Here is a 14942-nt window from a genome sequence, read left to right as displayed (position 1 = left end):
TTTCTCGATCTAGCGGATGCTCGGCCACGCCTCCGCAGCGATGACTTTGGATGTCTACAGCGACCTCTTTGAGGGCGATCCGGACGCTGTTGCAGACACCGCTGGATACGCGCCAGGAATACAAGTTGGGCAAACCTTGTCTCCGCGACGAAGGCGAGAAGTGGAGACAAGCCCCGATCCCAATAACGGCGGGGGTTTTTGTGGAGCCGCCTGTCAGAATCGAACTGACGACCTTCTCATTACGAGTGCGTGCGGATAGCCACGAAGGGCCATTCCACTGGTTGCATGAGTTGATTTGCTGCCCTGGTTCGGCGCAGATTGTTCCCATTTTGGTTCTGCGGGGACGTGACGGGGACGCGAACCGTGGCAGTGCCTTCCCACAAATGTCGGCGGCTGCACCTAGATTCGCGTCATGAAACTCTACGAAATTCGCCGCACTATCTCCGACTCGTGGGACGACCACTGGAATCTCATTCGCGACGGCCCAATTTAGAGCTACAGCTTGGGCACGATTGATGATGTTGTGACGGTCTCCGGGTACCACTCCGCCCGCGCTGTCCTTGTCGACGATCTGGACGTATCCATCGAGTACGGCATGACCAGCGACCCCTTCGGCTCACGAGAGAACTGGACAGAGCCCTGGTCTGCGTTCCCCGACCCGAAAATCCGCGGCGAGTACTGCGATGTCTTCTACCGTGGCGCTCTAGTCGATCGGATCCACCTCGCGTCGGTCGACGGAGGACGCGCAACACTTCCGCTGCCGCAGCGAAAAGATGACGAGTGGGTAGTGATGGACTGGCCATTCCGAGTCGCAAGGTTGGTAGACAGCTTCAATAACGGGAATGAGTTCGAGGACTATGTCAAGCGAAGCGGCATTCGCAAGCTACCAGCGTAGGAATATAGCGTCGTGGCACCAGTTCGTTCCTCACGCCCCCATTGCCGCGGGCCACGGGTGGCTGTCTGCTGGAGTTACGGCGCACCCTCACGCTCGCGGCCGCAGCTCAAGTGCTCAATGGCGAAGTCCTCGCCACGGCAACAGGTATGCCCTGGTCTGCTGGCATCGTTGCGAGTGGACAGTATCGCCTCGCAGCCACTAAGGAAGTCGCAGCGGCGTTCGCCGGCTGACCGAGCACGCTTGTCCCAGCCAACACGTCCACCCCTACGTCCCCCGCATCTCGCTACCCCACGCAGCGCTCGCCCACTCGAGATCCGTCGAACCGACCGATTCCGCGTCCGTGTCGACGGCTCCCTGAGCTCCTAGCCTCGCAAGAGCTCGCTCTCGGGAATGGGCGACCGCTCTGCTTCCGGGTGGAGGCCGTAGACCATGCCATCTTTCAGGTAGCTCAACGCGTGATCGAATGCTGCGCCATAGTAGACATCACCTTCAACCGCCCCGATGTAGAACACCCAGGAGTCCGGCTGCAGTTCTGCGAGCAACGACTTACTCGTTGGATTCATGCCCCAGTTCTCCGTGACCAGGGTGTCAGGGTCCAGCGTACGCGGGTCCTTCTCCTGGTCTGGATCAAGGCCAGCGTTCCGGAGCAACTCCGGATCCTTCTGCCCGAGCTTCATCTCGTACAAACCCAGCTTGTCGAGCGATGATATGTATTCACCCAGCCGTACAGATCCCCCGGGAAGGGTTAGCGAGATGGTTGCTGGGATGTTCTGCCCCTTGTAGACCTTTTCCAGCTGGATCGAATAGGCAGTGACGATGACAGCATTGGCATCCACGTACGATCGTTCGACCCCGATCACCTTCCCAGCGATGACCCCCGACGAGAACTCCCGCAGCACCTGTGGATCGTTGACGTTGACCGGCCAGTCCGCGTGAAACTCCCTACGGGATGCGGAGTCCACACCCGTGTCAATTATGAGGTGACCAGGCGCGGACTGCTCAAAACTAGATGCCACCGGGCCGGTTCCTACTGGTTTTGCTCCCTCACTCTGAGCACAACCTGCGACTGCGCCAAGACTTAGGAGCATGGCGACGGCGACCAGACCTTGTCTTTTCATCATTACCACCTCTGTCGAAGCAAGTTGTTGTCCTGACAAGTCGGGCCGATCACGGTCCTGTCGGTCTGTTGGGCCATCACAGTGCCAGCGACCTGGTTGTGCGCCAGCCCGAGAACATGTCCCAACTCGTGCGAAGCGACAGTGCGCTTCGAGCCCACCCCGGTCAGAAGAGGTCGGCTGTTCATCACGGTCGTATTCAAAACAGCTTGCCCCCAGCCATAGGCGCTCACGTCAGGATCCACTGCGACTTCGTACGGGCGACTGTTCACATAGAAGGCCGCGTACCCATTCACACCCGCATACACGCCTGACGTCGGTAGGGCGTAATACTCCACTGTTGCTGCGGATATGTTGCTCGTGTACACGTGCCAAAAGTTGTTGTACGGAGTGAAACGCGCTGCTCCACTCTCCGGCGTGGCACCGTTCAGCCGGGGCTGAGACCAACTGACGAGTGAGTGGTCGAAGGCAACGTTGTATGAGTTGGAGAAGGCTGATGAGTGATACCAGTAGGTAACAGTATCGCCGCCTGCCATTCGGTAGTTAAATTGATTGCCATAGCCGTTCCACGATGCGGCTTGAACAACACCAGCAGGAACCACTAATGCCAGCGTGGCCAGGATTACCGCGCCAATCAATCCCGCGCCTCGACGCGAGACCTTCGACGTAGATTTCGGTTCGCTGACCACCTTGTCAAAGCGAGCTATTCCTGCCTTCATGGGCGAACGATAGCAGGTGTTGGCCGATGCTACGCAACGTTGTCCTTGACCTCGTGGACGCCCGCCATCCGCGACCTCGGAGGCCGCACGGCTTCGCCAACACCGGCGGTCTTGGAGTTAAGCCGAGCCTGCCGATCAGACCGGGCATCGACGACGGCGCGGTCCCTGCGATGGCAGGCCACCCGGCTTCGACGCCGCCGACTACCGAGCGGAGCGAAGTGAATGCGCAGCAGCGGTGACTTCCCGGCGTCACTTTCTCCAATGAAGCAACCGAAAGCAGAGAGCTCCGACTCAGTCCTGACGTGTGCACGAAAGTTCTCTATTCTGACGCTCGACCCTCGACGCTCTTATCGCTCTCGCGCATAGATATCGAATGAGCGTAGCTCACGAAAGCCCAGCGAACGTTAGCGAGAGCAGGTGCGTCATCCCCAGGTCGACTTCACTGTCCGATCAGACCTGAGCTCCCAGATTTTGGTGACCGATCACACGGCCTAGCTGGCAACGCTCCCTGTCGGCGAACGAGGCGATACTTCCTGGAGGTGACACGAAGGGAGGAGCCTTGGGCACAATCGCTCCATATGAAACATCCGGCGGGCGGCGCTACAGGGTGCGTTATCGCACCCTGGACCGTCGCCAAACGGACAAGCGCGGGTTCAAAACAAAGCGGGACGCCGAGCGCTACCTGGCCGAAGTGGAGGCTTCAAAGACCCGCGGAGAATGGGTCGACCCAACCCTCTCCCGAACGTCCGTGGCCGAGTGGTCCGAAACCTGGCTCGCAGCACACTCGAACTTGAAGCAGACCACGTTCAGCGCTTACGAGTGGATCCTGCAGAAACACGTACTCCCCCACTGGGGTTCCACGCCCTTGGCTGAGGTCACCCACGGTGACGTGCAGATCTGGGTGACCGGCCTCGGCGACACTCTTGCCCCGTCGAGCGTGCGCAAGATGCACGTCGTATTCTCCGGCCTGATGAAGTACGCCGTTCGCGACCGCCGAATCCCCAGGAACCCTTGCGATGGCATCCGACTCCCCCGCATCAAGCCAGTGCCTCGCGGATACCTCACCCCTGACCAAGTCGACGAGCTGGCGACCCTTTGCTCGCCCTACGAGACCATTATCTATTTCCTGGCCTACACAGGCCTGCGCTGGGGCGAGATGGCCGCACTCAAGGTGAAGCGGCTGGACTTCGACCGAAGACGCATCGACGTCGCAGAGGCCGTCACGGAGCCCCAGGGCGCCATCATCTGGGGGACCCCGAAGAACCACGAACGTCGATCCGTCCCATTCCCGGCGTTCTTGGAAACTCCGCTCAGGGAACTCTGTGAGGGAAAGCACCCGGACGACGTCGTGTTCACCTCGCCCAACGGCCATGTCCTGCGCTCGGGTAACTTCCGCCGCAATATCTTCGACCGCGCCGTGGCGGCGCTCCGCGAGCAGCATCCGAAGCTGCCGGCGATCACGCCGCATTCGCTTCGTCACACCGCGGCCTCGTTGGCGATTTCCTCCGGTGCGTCCGTGTTGTCGATCCAGCGGATGCTCGGTCACGCCTCCGCAGCGATGACTTTGGACGTCTACAGCGACCTGTTTGACGACGATCGGGACGCTGTTGCAGACGCCCTGGATAACCGTGCCAGGAATACAAGTGTGGGCAAAATGTGGGCAAACCCGACTTCCGCGACGAAGGCGAAGAGTGGAGGCAAGCCCCGATCCCAGTAACGGCGGGGATTTTTGTGGAGCCGCCTGTCAGAATCGAACTGACGACCTTCTCATTACGAGTGAGATGCTCTACCGACTGAGCTAAGGCGGCGTGGTTCGAGCTAGCTCGAACGCACAGCTAGAAAGCTTACCCGATTCCGGAGGCACTCTTGTACGCGAACAGGTCGCGTGCTGCGTCGAATTCTGAGGCAATGCACGAGGCCAGTGTTTCTGCACCCGCGGATTCGGCCCACACGATCCAGCTGTGCTTGAGGATTCCGAAGGCAGCGAACGCGGCAAGTCCGGCGCGGAGGCGCTGCTGCGCGGGCGTGAGTTCCGGGGAGTCGATGGCGAACCGCTCGACCACGATCTCCAGCACCGCGCTCTCCAGATCACGCGTGGCGACCATGCGCCGAGCCGCAAGCTCCGGGTGGCTGCGCACGAGCAGGCGACGCAGCCGCTGCACCTCCGGGTCGAGGGTCGCATGCTGCGAGGCGGCGGCGAACATGACGGCGAAGTCGCAGAGAAGATCGGAGTCTGGGCCCGCGTGCACAAAGCGCTCCCGCTCTTCGCCGGAGGGCGCGGCGGGCGGCCCGCCCAGCAGCGCATCCTCTTTTGTGGGGAAGTAGTTGAAGAAGGTGCGCGGTGAAACATCGGCGCGCTGGGCTATCTCCTCGACCGTTACGGCAAGCCCGTGCTCCACGACCAGCTCAACGGCGGCCCTCTGGATGGCGTGCCGGGTGGCGATGCGCTTGCGCTCGCGCAGTCCGAGTTCTTCCATGGTCACACCGCCATTGTTGCACCTCTGCAAAAATGCAGCAAACGCCGCGGATGCGCAACGATTAGCGAGTCAGCCCAGCGCCAGCATCAACACAGCGGGTCAGTGGCCGGCACAGTCCCGTCGATGAAGAACGCGTCAACCGTGTCGTCGATGCACTGGTTGGACTTGTTATAGGCGGTGTGTCCCTCCCCGTCATACGAGACGAGGTGCCCGTTCTGCAGTTGATCGGCCAGGGCGACCGACCAGGCATAGGGCGTGGCAGGGTCGTTCGTCGTGCCCACGACGAGAATCGGTGCAGAGCCGTCGGCAGCAATGGGGCCACGGACGCGCGTCGCCTCGAAGGGCCACGCGTCGCACGACGTGCCACCCCACGACATCTGTGGCCCGAACACCGGGGCGAGAGCGGCGAGTTCCGCCGCCTCGGCAGGGAGGGTCTCCCGCGTGCTCGTTGATGGGTAGTCGAGGCAGTTGATAGCGGTGAAGGCCTCGGACGAGTTGTCGGCGAACGTGCCGTCGGGCTCCCGGCCGTTGTAGAGGTCGGCGAGGGAGAAGGCGATCTCGGCGCTGCCCCGTTTGACATCCGTAATAAGCGACGTGAGGTACTGCCACGTGTCGGCGCTATAGAGCGGCAGAATCACGGCAGTGAACATCGTCTGTGACCCAAGAAGACGCCCGTCTTCTGCCCGCAGCGGGCTCGCCTCCAGGCGAGCGAAGATGGCACCCATCTCCTTCATGCCCGATTCCACCGTGCCGGTGAAGGGGCAATCTGCCCCCGTGAGGCAATCGGCAAGATAGGCCCGCATCGCGCTCTCAAAACCCTGAGCCTGCATCGCCGTGACCTCGAAGTCGGTGCTCGCAGGGTCGATCGCGCCATCAAGCACGAGTCGGCCGGTGTTCTGCGGATACAGATCGGCATAGGTCGCGCCGAGGAACGTTCCATACGACGAGCCGAGGTAGTTGAGTTTGTCGTCGCCGAGAATCGCGCGCAGCAGGTCAAGATCGCGCGCGGCACTCACGGTGTCGACGAACCCGAGCAGTTCGCCCGTGAACTCGAAGCAGTCGGCACCGAACTCGGCCATTGTGGCATCCATCGCATCCAGCCATTCGGCGGAGCCGGGAGTGCCCGGAGTGATGTCGTAGAGGTAGTCGGTATAGGTGTCGGGGTCGTCGTAGCAGGAGACGGCGGATGATGCGCCGACGCCGCGAGGGTCGAAGCCCACGAGGTCGTAGTTATCGCGCAGCTGAGCAGTTGTGGCGTAGTCCCAGCTCTCCCGCACGAAGTCCACGCCCGAGCCGCCGGGGCCGCCCGGGTTCACGAGCAGAGACCCCATGGGGGTGCCACGCGTGGTGAGCCGGATGAGCGCGAGCTCTATCGATTCGCGCTCCGGGTCGTCCCAGTCAAGCGGAGCTGTGGCGGTGGCGCACTGAAAGTCGTCCCCGCATGACTCCCACTCCACAACCTGGTCATAGAACGGCTGAAGGTCGGCGTCGACCTTTTCTCCCGTTGGCGTCGACGTGGTGCGCGACTCTCCCCCCATGAGAAAACAGCCAGAGAGCAAGAGGGGAATGATCGCAACGAGGGCGACCGCCGAGCGGCGAAGACGACTCACACTGAGTCCTTTCGGGTCACGGCCACCAGCATGGCCTCGAGTGCGAGAGCCGGAGAGACGTTGCCTTCGATGCGGCGGCGTGCCGTGGCGATGGCGTCGAGCACAGCGAGGGTCTGCTCCGGGCGCGATGTCGCGGCGGCGGCCTTCACCTCGCTGAGAACGCTGACGTTAACGGGGTCGATCTGCGCCCCCAACTGAGCCAACAGGATGTCCCGATACAGCGACTGGAGGTCGACCATGATGCGGTCGATGCCATCGCGAAGGCTGCGGGTTGCCCGGCGCTTCTGATCCTCTTCAAGCGTCTTGAGCTGCGACCGCAGGGCTGGCGGAATCGTGCCTCCCGGTTCGATGCCCAGGGACCGCAGCGCGCTGGCACGCTCCTCAGAATCCTTCTCCTCGGTGATTGCCTTGGCGTCCTCCCCCGCAACCTCCAAGAGGGTCGCCGCCGAAAGCACCGCCTGACCGACCGAGCGGATGCCGAGCACAGTGCGCAGCGTCAACTCGCGTCGACGTCGCGCGTCGTCGTTGGTGGCGAGCCTGTGCGCCATGCCGATATGGCTCTGCGATTCTTGCGCGGCCTGCAAAGCCAGCTCGGGCGAAACCCTGTCTCGTTGCTCGATGAGCCTCGCGACATCCTGAACAGAGGGCACCCTCAGGCGCACCGATCGCACGCGTGACCGGATGGTGGGGATGAGGTCGGCCTCGCTCGGAGCGCACAGAATCCACACGGTGCGGGGCGGCGGTTCTTCGAGGGCCTTGAGCAAAAGGTTGGAGGTGCGCTCCGTCATGCGGTCGGCATCTTCGATGACCATGACGCGAAAGCGCGAAACCGAGGGCGAGAACTGCGAACTGGCGAGAAGGGTGCGGACCTCGTCGATCGTGATGATCACCCGCTCGGTCGTGAGCACGGCCAGGTCGGGATGCGTGCGGGCTTCTACCTGTCGACGCGTGGTCTCGTCGCCATCGGGAGACGAACTGAGAAGCGCCGTCGCGAAGGCAAAAGCGAGGTTGGACCGGCCGCTGCCGGGAGGCCCGGTAATGAGCCACGAGTGGGTCATCGAGTTGTCGCTCGCGTCGCCGCCCGAGGCCCTTATCGCCGAATCGGCGGCGGCGCGGAACACCGCAATGGCCTCCGATTGGCCCGTCAGGTCGTCCCATACACTCACGGGCTCAAGCCTAGGGGTCGCCACCGACGAGTTGCCCCTGAGCTGCCTGGGGCTGGGATGACTGGGCTAGCTTGGCCGGAGCTGGCTTGGCCGGAGCTGGCTTGGCCGGAGCTGGCTTGGCCGGGCTGCGGGCAGCCTAGGAGAGCAGCGCGCCAACCCTCTGACGGATGCTCGCGGCAATATCGTCGACCGGCAATGCGGCATCCACCAAGAGAAAGCGCTCGGGTTCGGCCGCCGCCAACGCCAGATAGGAGCCACGAACGCGCGCGTGAAACTCCGCCTTCTCTGCCTCGAGCCGATCGAATCGGGTGCGGGAAGCATCCAGACGGGCCCGCCCCGCTGCCTCATCGAGGTCGAGGAGAATGGTCAGGTTCGGCTGAAACCCTTCCGTGGCCCACAGCGAGATATCACGCACCTCGTCGCCGTCGAGCACCCGACCGGCGCCCTGGTAGGCAACCGAGCTATCGATGTAGCGATCCTGAATGACGATGTCGCCGCGCTCCACCGCAGGGCGGACCTTGGTGGCGATGTTGTGCGCACGATCCGCCGCATAAATGAGCGCCTCGGCGCGCGGGGCGATGTGGCCCCTGCTGTGCAGAACGATCTCACGAAGCTCAAGTCCGAGCTCCGTGCCGCCCGGCTCTCGGGAGCGCACAACCGTGCGCCCCTGCTCCTCCAGCCACGCCGACAGCAGCTCGGCCTGGGTTGTCTTGCCCGTGCCGTCGCCGCCCTCAAAGGTTATGAAAAGCCCGCTCACGACGCGTCCGACGCCTCCGCTGACGCGCTCGGAAGCCCCGTCTTCGGCGCGGCCTTGCGAGTTGCTGCCTTCTTCACCGTCGTGGTCGCGCCGCTGGCTGCGGCCTTCTTGGTGACAGGCTTCTTGGCAGCGGGCTTCTTCGCGGCCGTCTTTTTGGCGGCAGGCTTCTTGGCTGCGGCCTTCTTGGCGGCAGGCTTCTTAGCCGGTCCCTTGGCGCGCTTGTCGGCCAGCAGCTGAACGGCCCGCTCGAAGTCGACCTCTTCGACGGTCTCGCCGCGCGGAATCGTGGCGTTCGTCACACCATCGGTCACGTACGCGCCGAAGCGGCCGTCCTTGATCTTGATCGGCTTGCCGCTCTCGGGATCAGCATCAAACTCCTTGAGTGCGCTCGATGCCTTGCGGGCACCGTACTTGGGCTGCGAATACAGCTCGAGAGCTCCGGGCAAATCGATCTCGAAGATCTGGTCTTCGGTCGGCAGCGTGCGAGTGTCGGCACCCTTCTTCAGGTAGGGGCCGTAACGACCGTTCTGAGCCGTGATCTCCTCACCAGACTCGGGGTCGACGCCAACAACGCGCGGCAGGTCGAGCAGTGCGAGCGCGGTCTCCAGGTCGATCGTGGCAAGGTCCATCGACTTGAAGAGGGATGCTGTGCGCGGCTTGGGCGCGGCAGCCTTCTTCGCCGGCTTCTTGGCGGGCTTCTTGGCAGCATCCGCAACCTCGCCCGTCGCGGGATCGGCGACGATCTCCTCTTCTGGCTCGGGGTCGACCTCGGTCACATACGGGCCGAAGCGGCCGTCCTTGGCCAGGATGCTCTTGCCGTTCTCGGGGTTGATGCCGACGACGCGGTCTACCGCAACAGGGGCGTCGATGAGCTCCTGCGCCTTGGCGGGCGTGAGCTCGTCTGGCGCGAGATCCTGGGGCAGGTTGACCCGGCGGGGGGTCTCCGGGTCGTCTCCCGGAACCTCGAGGTAGGGGCCGTACTTGCCGATGCGCAGGGTGATGTCGTCGGTGATCGCGATCGAGTTGATCTCGCGTGCGTCGATCTCGCCGAGGTTGTCGACAACGGTGCGCAGGCCACGGTGGTCGTCGTTGCCAAAGTAGAAGCCCTTGAGCCAGTCGACCCGGTTGGCTTCGCCGCCGGCGATGCGGTCGAGGTCGTTCTCCATCTCCGCGGTGAAGTCGTATTGAACGAGGTCGCCGAAGTATTCCTCCAGCAGACGGACCACCGAGAACGCGATCCAGCTGGGCACGAGGGCCTGGCCGCGCGGGGTGACGTAGCCGCGGTCGACGATCGTGGAGATGATTGCTGCGTAGGTCGACGGGCGACCAATACCCAACTCTTCGAGAGTCTTGACGAGGCTGGCCTCAGTGAAACGAGGGGGCGGGCTGGTCTCGTGCCCCTTGGGCTCGACCTCGACAACGCTGAGCGACTGACCCTTCTCGAGGGGCGGAAGCTTCGCTTCCTTGGCCTCTGCGGAATCGTTGCGCTCTTCGTCGCGGCCCTCTTCGTAAGCCTGCAGGAAGCCGCGGAAGGTGATGACCGTGCCCGTGGCCGAGAAATCGGCAACTGTGCCGTCAGCAACGGTCGCGGTGATGCCGACGGAAGCGGTTACACCCTTGGCATCCGCCATCTGCGAGGCGATCGTGCGCTTCCAGATGAGGTCGTAGAGCTTCCAGTCGTTGCCGCGCAGCACGCCTTCGAGCTGGCTGGGCGTGCGGAACGTGTCCCCGGCGGGGCGGATTGCCTCGTGCGCCTCCTGGGCGTTCTTACTCTTGCTCGCATACATGCGCGCCTTGGCGGGCACCGTGTCGGCTCCATAGAGATCCGCTGCCTGCTTGCGGGCGGCCGAGATGGCCTGCTCCGACAGGTTGAGCGAATCCGTACGCATGTACGTGATGTAACCGTTTTCGTAGAGCCCCTGGGCAACACTCATGGTCTGGCGGGCCGAGAACCGCAGCTTGCGCGCGGCCTCCTGCTGCAGGGTCGACGTGCTGAAGGGAGCTGCGGGGCGACGCGTGTAGGGCTTCGACTCCACAGACGAGACCACAACGGATGCTTCGGATGCGCGCAGAGCGTCGGCAAGCAGTGTGGCGGTCTTCTCGTCGAGGGCGCGAACCCCCGCCTTGAGGTTTCCCTTGTCGTCGAAGTCGCGACCCGTTGCGATGCGCTCTCCGTCGACCCGCACGAGGCGAGATTCGAACGGGTACTTCTCGGTTGTGGGCGAGAGCTCGGCGGTGAGATCCCAGTAGCTTGCGGCCACAAAGGCGAGACGCTCGCGCTCACGGTCGACGACGAGCCGGGTCGCTGCAGACTGCACACGGCCGGCAGAGAGGCCGGGGCCAACCTTGCGCCACAGGACGGGAGAAATCTCGTAACCATAAAGGCGGTCGAGGATGCGGCGGGTCTCCTGGGCGTCGACGAGGGCGGTGTCGAGGTCGCGGGGGTTGTCCTTTGCGCGCTCGATCGCCTCCTTGGTGATCTCGTGGAACACCATGCGCTTGACCGGCACCTTGGGCTTAAGAACCTCGAGCAGATGCCAGGCGATGGCCTCCCCCTCGCGGTCCTCATCAGTTGCGAGGTAGAGCTCGTCGGCATCCTTAAGCGCGCGCTTAAGGTCGGCGACCGTCTTCTTCTTCTGGTCAGAAACCACGTAGTACGGCAGGAACCCGTTCTCGACGTCGATGGAGAACTTGCCCAGCGCACCCTTTTTGAGTTCAGCGGGAAGGTTCTTGGGCTCGATGAGATCCCGGATGTGCCCGACTGAGGCCTGCACCTCGTAGCCGTCGCCCAAATACTGGGCGATCGTCTTGGCCTTCGCCGGTGACTCGACGATGACGAGTTTCTTTGTTCCGGACACCGGACTCCTCGTAGATAGTGCTCACCGGGCAGGATGCTGCGCGACGGTCTGCTGCCCGTTAATAAGCGGGCCAACATCCGAAACCATACACACTCAACCCTTGGTGCCTGCTAATTGAGGTCTGGGAGCTGGCCCCGCAGTTGCCCCGGAAACCACCACAAAGCCGTCGCGGGCGACCGTTATGAGGACCGTGGCGACAAGCCCGTCGACCTCGCATCGGGCCAGCTCGGCACCGTTGGCAGCGGCGACGGTTTGGGCAACCGAGCACGGATCGCCGGGCACAATGCCGACCGCCACGTCTGCTGCGGCGAGCGCAGAAGCATCCGCCGCCCCAGCCGCAACCCGGTTGAGCACGAGTCCCTTATATAAGGGGATGACCAGCGCCAGCGACAGCACCGCGACAGAGAGGATGGCGACAACCAGAACTGACCCGGCGCCCCGCTCGCCATCCCGCATCGCGGCGCCCCGCGACGGGGTCGCGTGCGTCATGGGGCAGGCCCACTGAGGGCGCAGGAGCGGGCGCTGATCGGCACGGATGCCAGCACGCCCCTGCCCCGGGCCTCGGCGGAGGCGCAGACGAGGTCGCCGACCCGTGCCACGGAAAAGAGCGCTCCGGGGACCAGGCGCGATGCCCTGGCCTGCGCGCCCTCGATGCTGTCGCCGCGGGCCACGGAGCGTGCCACGATGGCGGACGCATCGTGGAGCCGGAGCACGACAGACCCGAGCTGCACACCGGCGAGTGCCGTGATGATCACGACAAGCGCGGCCGGCAGCGCCACAACGAATTCTGCGGTTACGCTGCCGCGCTCCGACCGCGCGCTAACCACCGAACGCAAGCGCGTTCCGCACGAGGTCGGTGAGAATGCCGCGCACTTCTTCGCTGCGAAGGATCACGACCAGTAGACCAGCAAATCCGACGGCGGCCATGATGACGATTCCGTATTCTGCCGTGGCCGCTCCTCTCTCCTGCCGGAGCAGACGCGCGAGCCGTGGTGACAGATGCAATTTATTCATGGCGACCTTTCGTATGGTGGACAGTGCTGTTGTGGACATGGGCCAGGCGCTGAGCGGCTGGGCCCTGAGCGGCTGGGCGCCTCGGGCATCGTGGGTCATGCGACTCCTCCGAAGGTCTGCGAGACCACGGAGATCATGAGAGGGGCGACGCCCAGCAGCATGAATGCGGGGAGAACGCACAGTCCCAGCGGCACCATGAGCGAGACCGACAGGCGAGCCGCCGCCCGCTCCCCCGCCGCGCGTGCCTCCCTGCGACATTCATCGGCTTCTGCCCGGAGGAGCGCTGCTGCGGGAACGCCGGCTCGATGAGAGAGCGAGAGGATCTCCGCGGCGGCATCGGCCTGCCCGCTGAGCCCGCACGCAGCGACGGCCTTGTCGACCGATTGCTGCGATCGTTGCAGCGAGGCGCCGCCCGAAACGGCGATGGCAAGCAGATCCAGCGCGAGCCCTGGTGTGACGTCGGTCGGCTCCGCACGGGCTACAAGTCTGCGATTCCATCCCCGTGCGGCGAGCATGAGTCCCACACCGCCAGCGAGGCAGGCGAGACCGAGAGGCGTGGCGAAAAGTGTGCCGACTGTGTCGAACCCCAGGGTGAATCCGAACAGCAAACCAACGAGAGGGAGGGCCACAACGAGTCGCGCCGTGGCAAGGGGCGCGGCGAGCGCCACTTCCCGCGCTCGCCTGGTCTGAGTGAGGTCTCTCAGAGACGAGGCGAACGATTCCAGCACTGCGGCAAGGGGCGCCCCCGCATCCGTTGCCACCGACCATGCCGCGGCGAGCCCCCTGAGGCTGTTCTGCCGCTGATCCGCGCTCCGAGCTGCGGTACGACCGCGGCGCCAATGGCGCACTCCCGCCGCGCCATGAGCGCCTTGAGCGCCCTCGTCCTGCGAGATCGACTCCAACACAGCATCGGGAACCGACGCTCCTGCAGCGATGCGAGCCGCGATGCCGACGACCTGCGGAGAGGCACTCTTGGCCTCGGCCAGGTATCGCCAAGCCGATGCCGGGGCAACCCCTGCCGCCAGCAGCACCCCCAGCCGCTGCACGACAGAGGCGAGGGCCTCGGCGGGCTCACTCGGCGCGCTCATTGCCCGACCCGTCGGAGATGCGGACCTGTCTGTTCTGTCGACGACCGTCGACGATGCCCGGCCTGTCGAACCCCTTGTCGACCATGCCCGACCCGGCGCTCGTGACTGATTCTTCGACAATGGTGAGCCGATCATTGTGATCAAGCGAGAAGCGGCCGATGCTGTCGATCGAGCGCACGCCCGCCTTTCTGGTCACGTGAATGACGGCTCCGATTGCGCTGACCGCCTGCCGCGCCACCGACTCGGCGTTCATCCCGGCGAGAGCACCTAACGCCTCAAGCCGCGCCGGCACGTCGGCGAGGGAATTGGCGTGCAGGGTGCCAGCGCCGCCATCATGACCGGTGTTGAGTGCCGCAAGGAGCTCGCGCAGTTCGGCGCCCCGGCACTCCCCCACGACCAACCGGTCCGGGCGCATCCGCAGCGCCTCCCGCACCAGTCGTTCGAGCCCGACGCCGCCAGCACCCTCAAGGTTGGGCTGACGGGCTTCGAGTGAAACCACATGCGGATGCGCGATGCGGAGTTCGGCGACATCCTCGATCGTGACGATGCGCTCCGTTTGCGGGGCAAGGGCGAGCAGAGCCGCGAGAAGCGTTGTTTTGCCGCTGCCGCCAGCGCCCGTGATGAGCAGATTGGCGCGGCCCTTCACCAAGTCGTGAATGCGGGCAAGCCCAACTTGATCGAAAAACCCTGCCGCAGCAAGGTCTGCGGTGCTGAGTTGCTCGACCGGCGGGATTCGAATTGAGATCAGCGTGCCCGTTGACGACACGGGCGGTAGAACGGCGTGGACCCTGATGCCGTCGTGAAGGCGCACATCGACACACGGCGAGGACTCGTCGATGTGGCGGCCCCCCTCCGACACGAGCGAGACGGCGAGCTCTCTGAGCTCATCCTCCGACAACGCCAGCCGGGAGCGGCGCTCGACCCCCTGCCCTCGATCGACCCACACCCCGTCGACTCCGTTGACAAAGAGATCGGTCACTCCGGCTTCGGCGACAAAAGGGGCTAACGGGCCCAACTCGGGCACCGGCACCCTGCCTCGCGCCCTACGATCCTGCGCGGGAGGAGCCAGCGTAGAGCGGATTGGCGAAGTAGCAGCCGGCACCGCGCCCTCGACCCGCGTGCGCGACGGCCTCACGGGCACAAAACCGCCACGAGAGCCCGAGGGCGGCGCGAAATCGCGAAGGGGTGCTGCGGTGTGCTGATGCTGATTCATGGGGGCGACACTAGAAACTGCCGCCAGCCG

Annotated in this window: 14 protein-coding genes, 1 tRNA gene and 1 pseudogene; 3 read left to right on the top strand and 13 right to left on the bottom strand. The window is 64.2% G+C overall.

Features of this window, described 5'->3' with window-relative positions:
* Nucleotides 1–13: 13 nt before the first annotated feature.
* Nucleotides 14–95: pseudogene (locus C2138_RS13970) on the top strand (tyrosine-type recombinase/integrase); the annotation flags it as partial.
* Between the two features lie 407 nt (nucleotides 96–502).
* The gene (locus C2138_RS02275) at nucleotides 503–895 is read left to right on the top strand and encodes a hypothetical protein (RefSeq protein ID WP_159078109.1); all 393 of its coding nucleotides are present in this window, start codon (nucleotides 503–505) and stop codon (nucleotides 893–895) included.
* A 362-nt stretch (nucleotides 896–1257) separates the two neighbouring features.
* Here C2138_RS02275 and C2138_RS02270 read toward each other — a convergent pair whose 3' ends face one another.
* Together C2138_RS02270 and C2138_RS02265 are read right to left on the bottom strand one after the other, a co-directional pair.
* The gene (locus C2138_RS02270; RefSeq protein ID WP_108515206.1) at nucleotides 1258–1911 is read right to left on the bottom strand and encodes a hypothetical protein; all 654 of its coding nucleotides are present in this window, start codon (nucleotides 1909–1911) and stop codon (nucleotides 1258–1260) included.
* A gap of 104 nt (nucleotides 1912–2015) precedes the next feature.
* Nucleotides 2016–2729: a matrixin family metalloprotease gene (locus tag C2138_RS02265; RefSeq protein ID WP_108515204.1), complete on the bottom strand. Its 714-nt coding sequence runs from the start codon at nucleotides 2727–2729 to the stop codon at nucleotides 2016–2018.
* Nucleotides 2730–3288: 559 nt separating this feature from the next.
* Between C2138_RS02265 and C2138_RS02255 the strand changes: the two genes are divergently transcribed.
* Nucleotides 3289–4446, top strand: coding sequence for a site-specific integrase (locus C2138_RS02255; RefSeq protein WP_241961150.1), 1158 nt, complete (start codon nucleotides 3289–3291; stop codon nucleotides 4444–4446).
* Nucleotides 4447–4461: 15 nt separating this feature from the next.
* Here C2138_RS02255 and C2138_RS02250 read toward each other — a convergent pair.
* The 11 genes from C2138_RS02250 to C2138_RS02200 all read right to left on the bottom strand — a co-directional run bounded on the left by C2138_RS02250 (nucleotide 4462) and on the right by C2138_RS02200 (nucleotide 14678).
* Nucleotides 4462–4537, bottom strand: a tRNA-Thr gene (locus C2138_RS02250).
* Nucleotides 4538–4573: 36 nt separating this feature from the next.
* A complete protein-coding gene (locus C2138_RS02245; RefSeq protein ID WP_108515201.1) occupies nucleotides 4574–5206 on the bottom strand; it encodes a TetR/AcrR family transcriptional regulator in 633 nt (210 codons plus the stop codon).
* 86 nt (nucleotides 5207–5292) lie between these two features.
* Complete coding sequence (locus C2138_RS02240) at nucleotides 5293–6816, bottom strand: alpha/beta hydrolase (RefSeq protein WP_241961149.1); 1524 nt, start codon at nucleotides 6814–6816, stop codon at nucleotides 5293–5295.
* A complete protein-coding gene (locus C2138_RS02235; RefSeq protein ID WP_108515199.1) occupies nucleotides 6813–7982 on the bottom strand; it encodes a DNA polymerase III subunit delta' in 1170 nt (389 codons plus the stop codon). Before C2138_RS02235 ends, C2138_RS02240 begins: the two co-directional genes overlap by 4 nt.
* Before the next feature lie 136 nt (nucleotides 7983–8118).
* Nucleotides 8119–8739: a dTMP kinase gene (tmk, locus tag C2138_RS02230; RefSeq protein WP_108515197.1), complete on the bottom strand. Its 621-nt coding sequence runs from the start codon at nucleotides 8737–8739 to the stop codon at nucleotides 8119–8121.
* Nucleotides 8736–11597, bottom strand: a complete 2862-nt coding sequence (topA, locus tag C2138_RS02225; protein WP_108515195.1) for a type I DNA topoisomerase — start codon at nucleotides 11595–11597, stop codon at nucleotides 8736–8738. Before topA ends, tmk begins: the two co-directional genes overlap by 4 nt.
* Nucleotides 11598–11690: 93 nt before the next feature.
* Entirely contained in the window at nucleotides 11691–12086 is a 396-nt protein-coding gene (locus C2138_RS02220; RefSeq protein ID WP_241961148.1) for an Rv3654c family TadE-like protein, read from the bottom strand.
* The gene (locus tag C2138_RS02215) at nucleotides 12083–12424 is read right to left on the bottom strand and encodes a hypothetical protein (protein WP_233245549.1); all 342 of its coding nucleotides are present in this window, start codon (nucleotides 12422–12424) and stop codon (nucleotides 12083–12085) included. The genes C2138_RS02220 and C2138_RS02215 overlap by 4 nt, the downstream gene beginning before the upstream one ends.
* Complete coding sequence (locus tag C2138_RS02210; RefSeq protein ID WP_241961147.1) at nucleotides 12417–12710, bottom strand: DUF4244 domain-containing protein; 294 nt, start codon at nucleotides 12708–12710, stop codon at nucleotides 12417–12419. Before C2138_RS02210 ends, C2138_RS02215 begins: the two co-directional genes overlap by 8 nt.
* Nucleotides 12707–13699, bottom strand: a complete 993-nt coding sequence (locus tag C2138_RS02205) for a type II secretion system F family protein (protein ID WP_108515191.1) — start codon at nucleotides 13697–13699, stop codon at nucleotides 12707–12709. Before C2138_RS02205 ends, C2138_RS02210 begins: the two co-directional genes overlap by 4 nt.
* Nucleotides 13683–14678 (bottom strand): TadA family conjugal transfer-associated ATPase, encoded by a 996-nt coding sequence (locus tag C2138_RS02200; RefSeq protein ID WP_434056248.1) that lies wholly within the window; start codon nucleotides 14676–14678, stop codon nucleotides 13683–13685. Before C2138_RS02200 ends, C2138_RS02205 begins: the two co-directional genes overlap by 17 nt.
* Nucleotides 14679–14942 lie beyond the last annotated feature (264 nt).

The organism is Salinibacterium hongtaonis, from assembly GCF_003065485.1.
Lineage (GTDB): Bacteria > Actinomycetota > Actinomycetes > Actinomycetales > Microbacteriaceae > Homoserinimonas > Homoserinimonas hongtaonis.
The sequence above is the reverse complement of the archived record's forward strand: the minus strand, read 5'-3'. Positions and strand labels throughout refer to the sequence as shown.

Excerpts from the sequence above, each read along its gene's own strand:
- C2138_RS02265 (WP_108515204.1), bottom strand. The coding sequence starts at position 2,729 with ATGAAGGCAGGAATAGCTCGCTTTGACAAGGTGGTCAGCGAACCGAAA.
- C2138_RS02245 (WP_108515201.1), bottom strand. The coding sequence starts at position 5,206 with ATGGAAGAACTCGGACTGCGCGAGCGCAAGCGCATCGCCACCCGGCAC.
- C2138_RS02220 (WP_241961148.1), bottom strand. The coding sequence starts at position 12,086 with ATGACGCACGCGACCCCGTCGCGGGGCGCCGCGATGCGGGATGGCGAG.
- C2138_RS02210 (WP_241961147.1), bottom strand. The coding sequence starts at position 12,710 with ATGACCCACGATGCCCGAGGCGCCCAGCCGCTCAGGGCCCAGCCGCTC.
- C2138_RS02205 (WP_108515191.1), bottom strand. The coding sequence starts at position 13,699 with ATGAGCGCGCCGAGTGAGCCCGCCGAGGCCCTCGCCTCTGTCGTGCAG.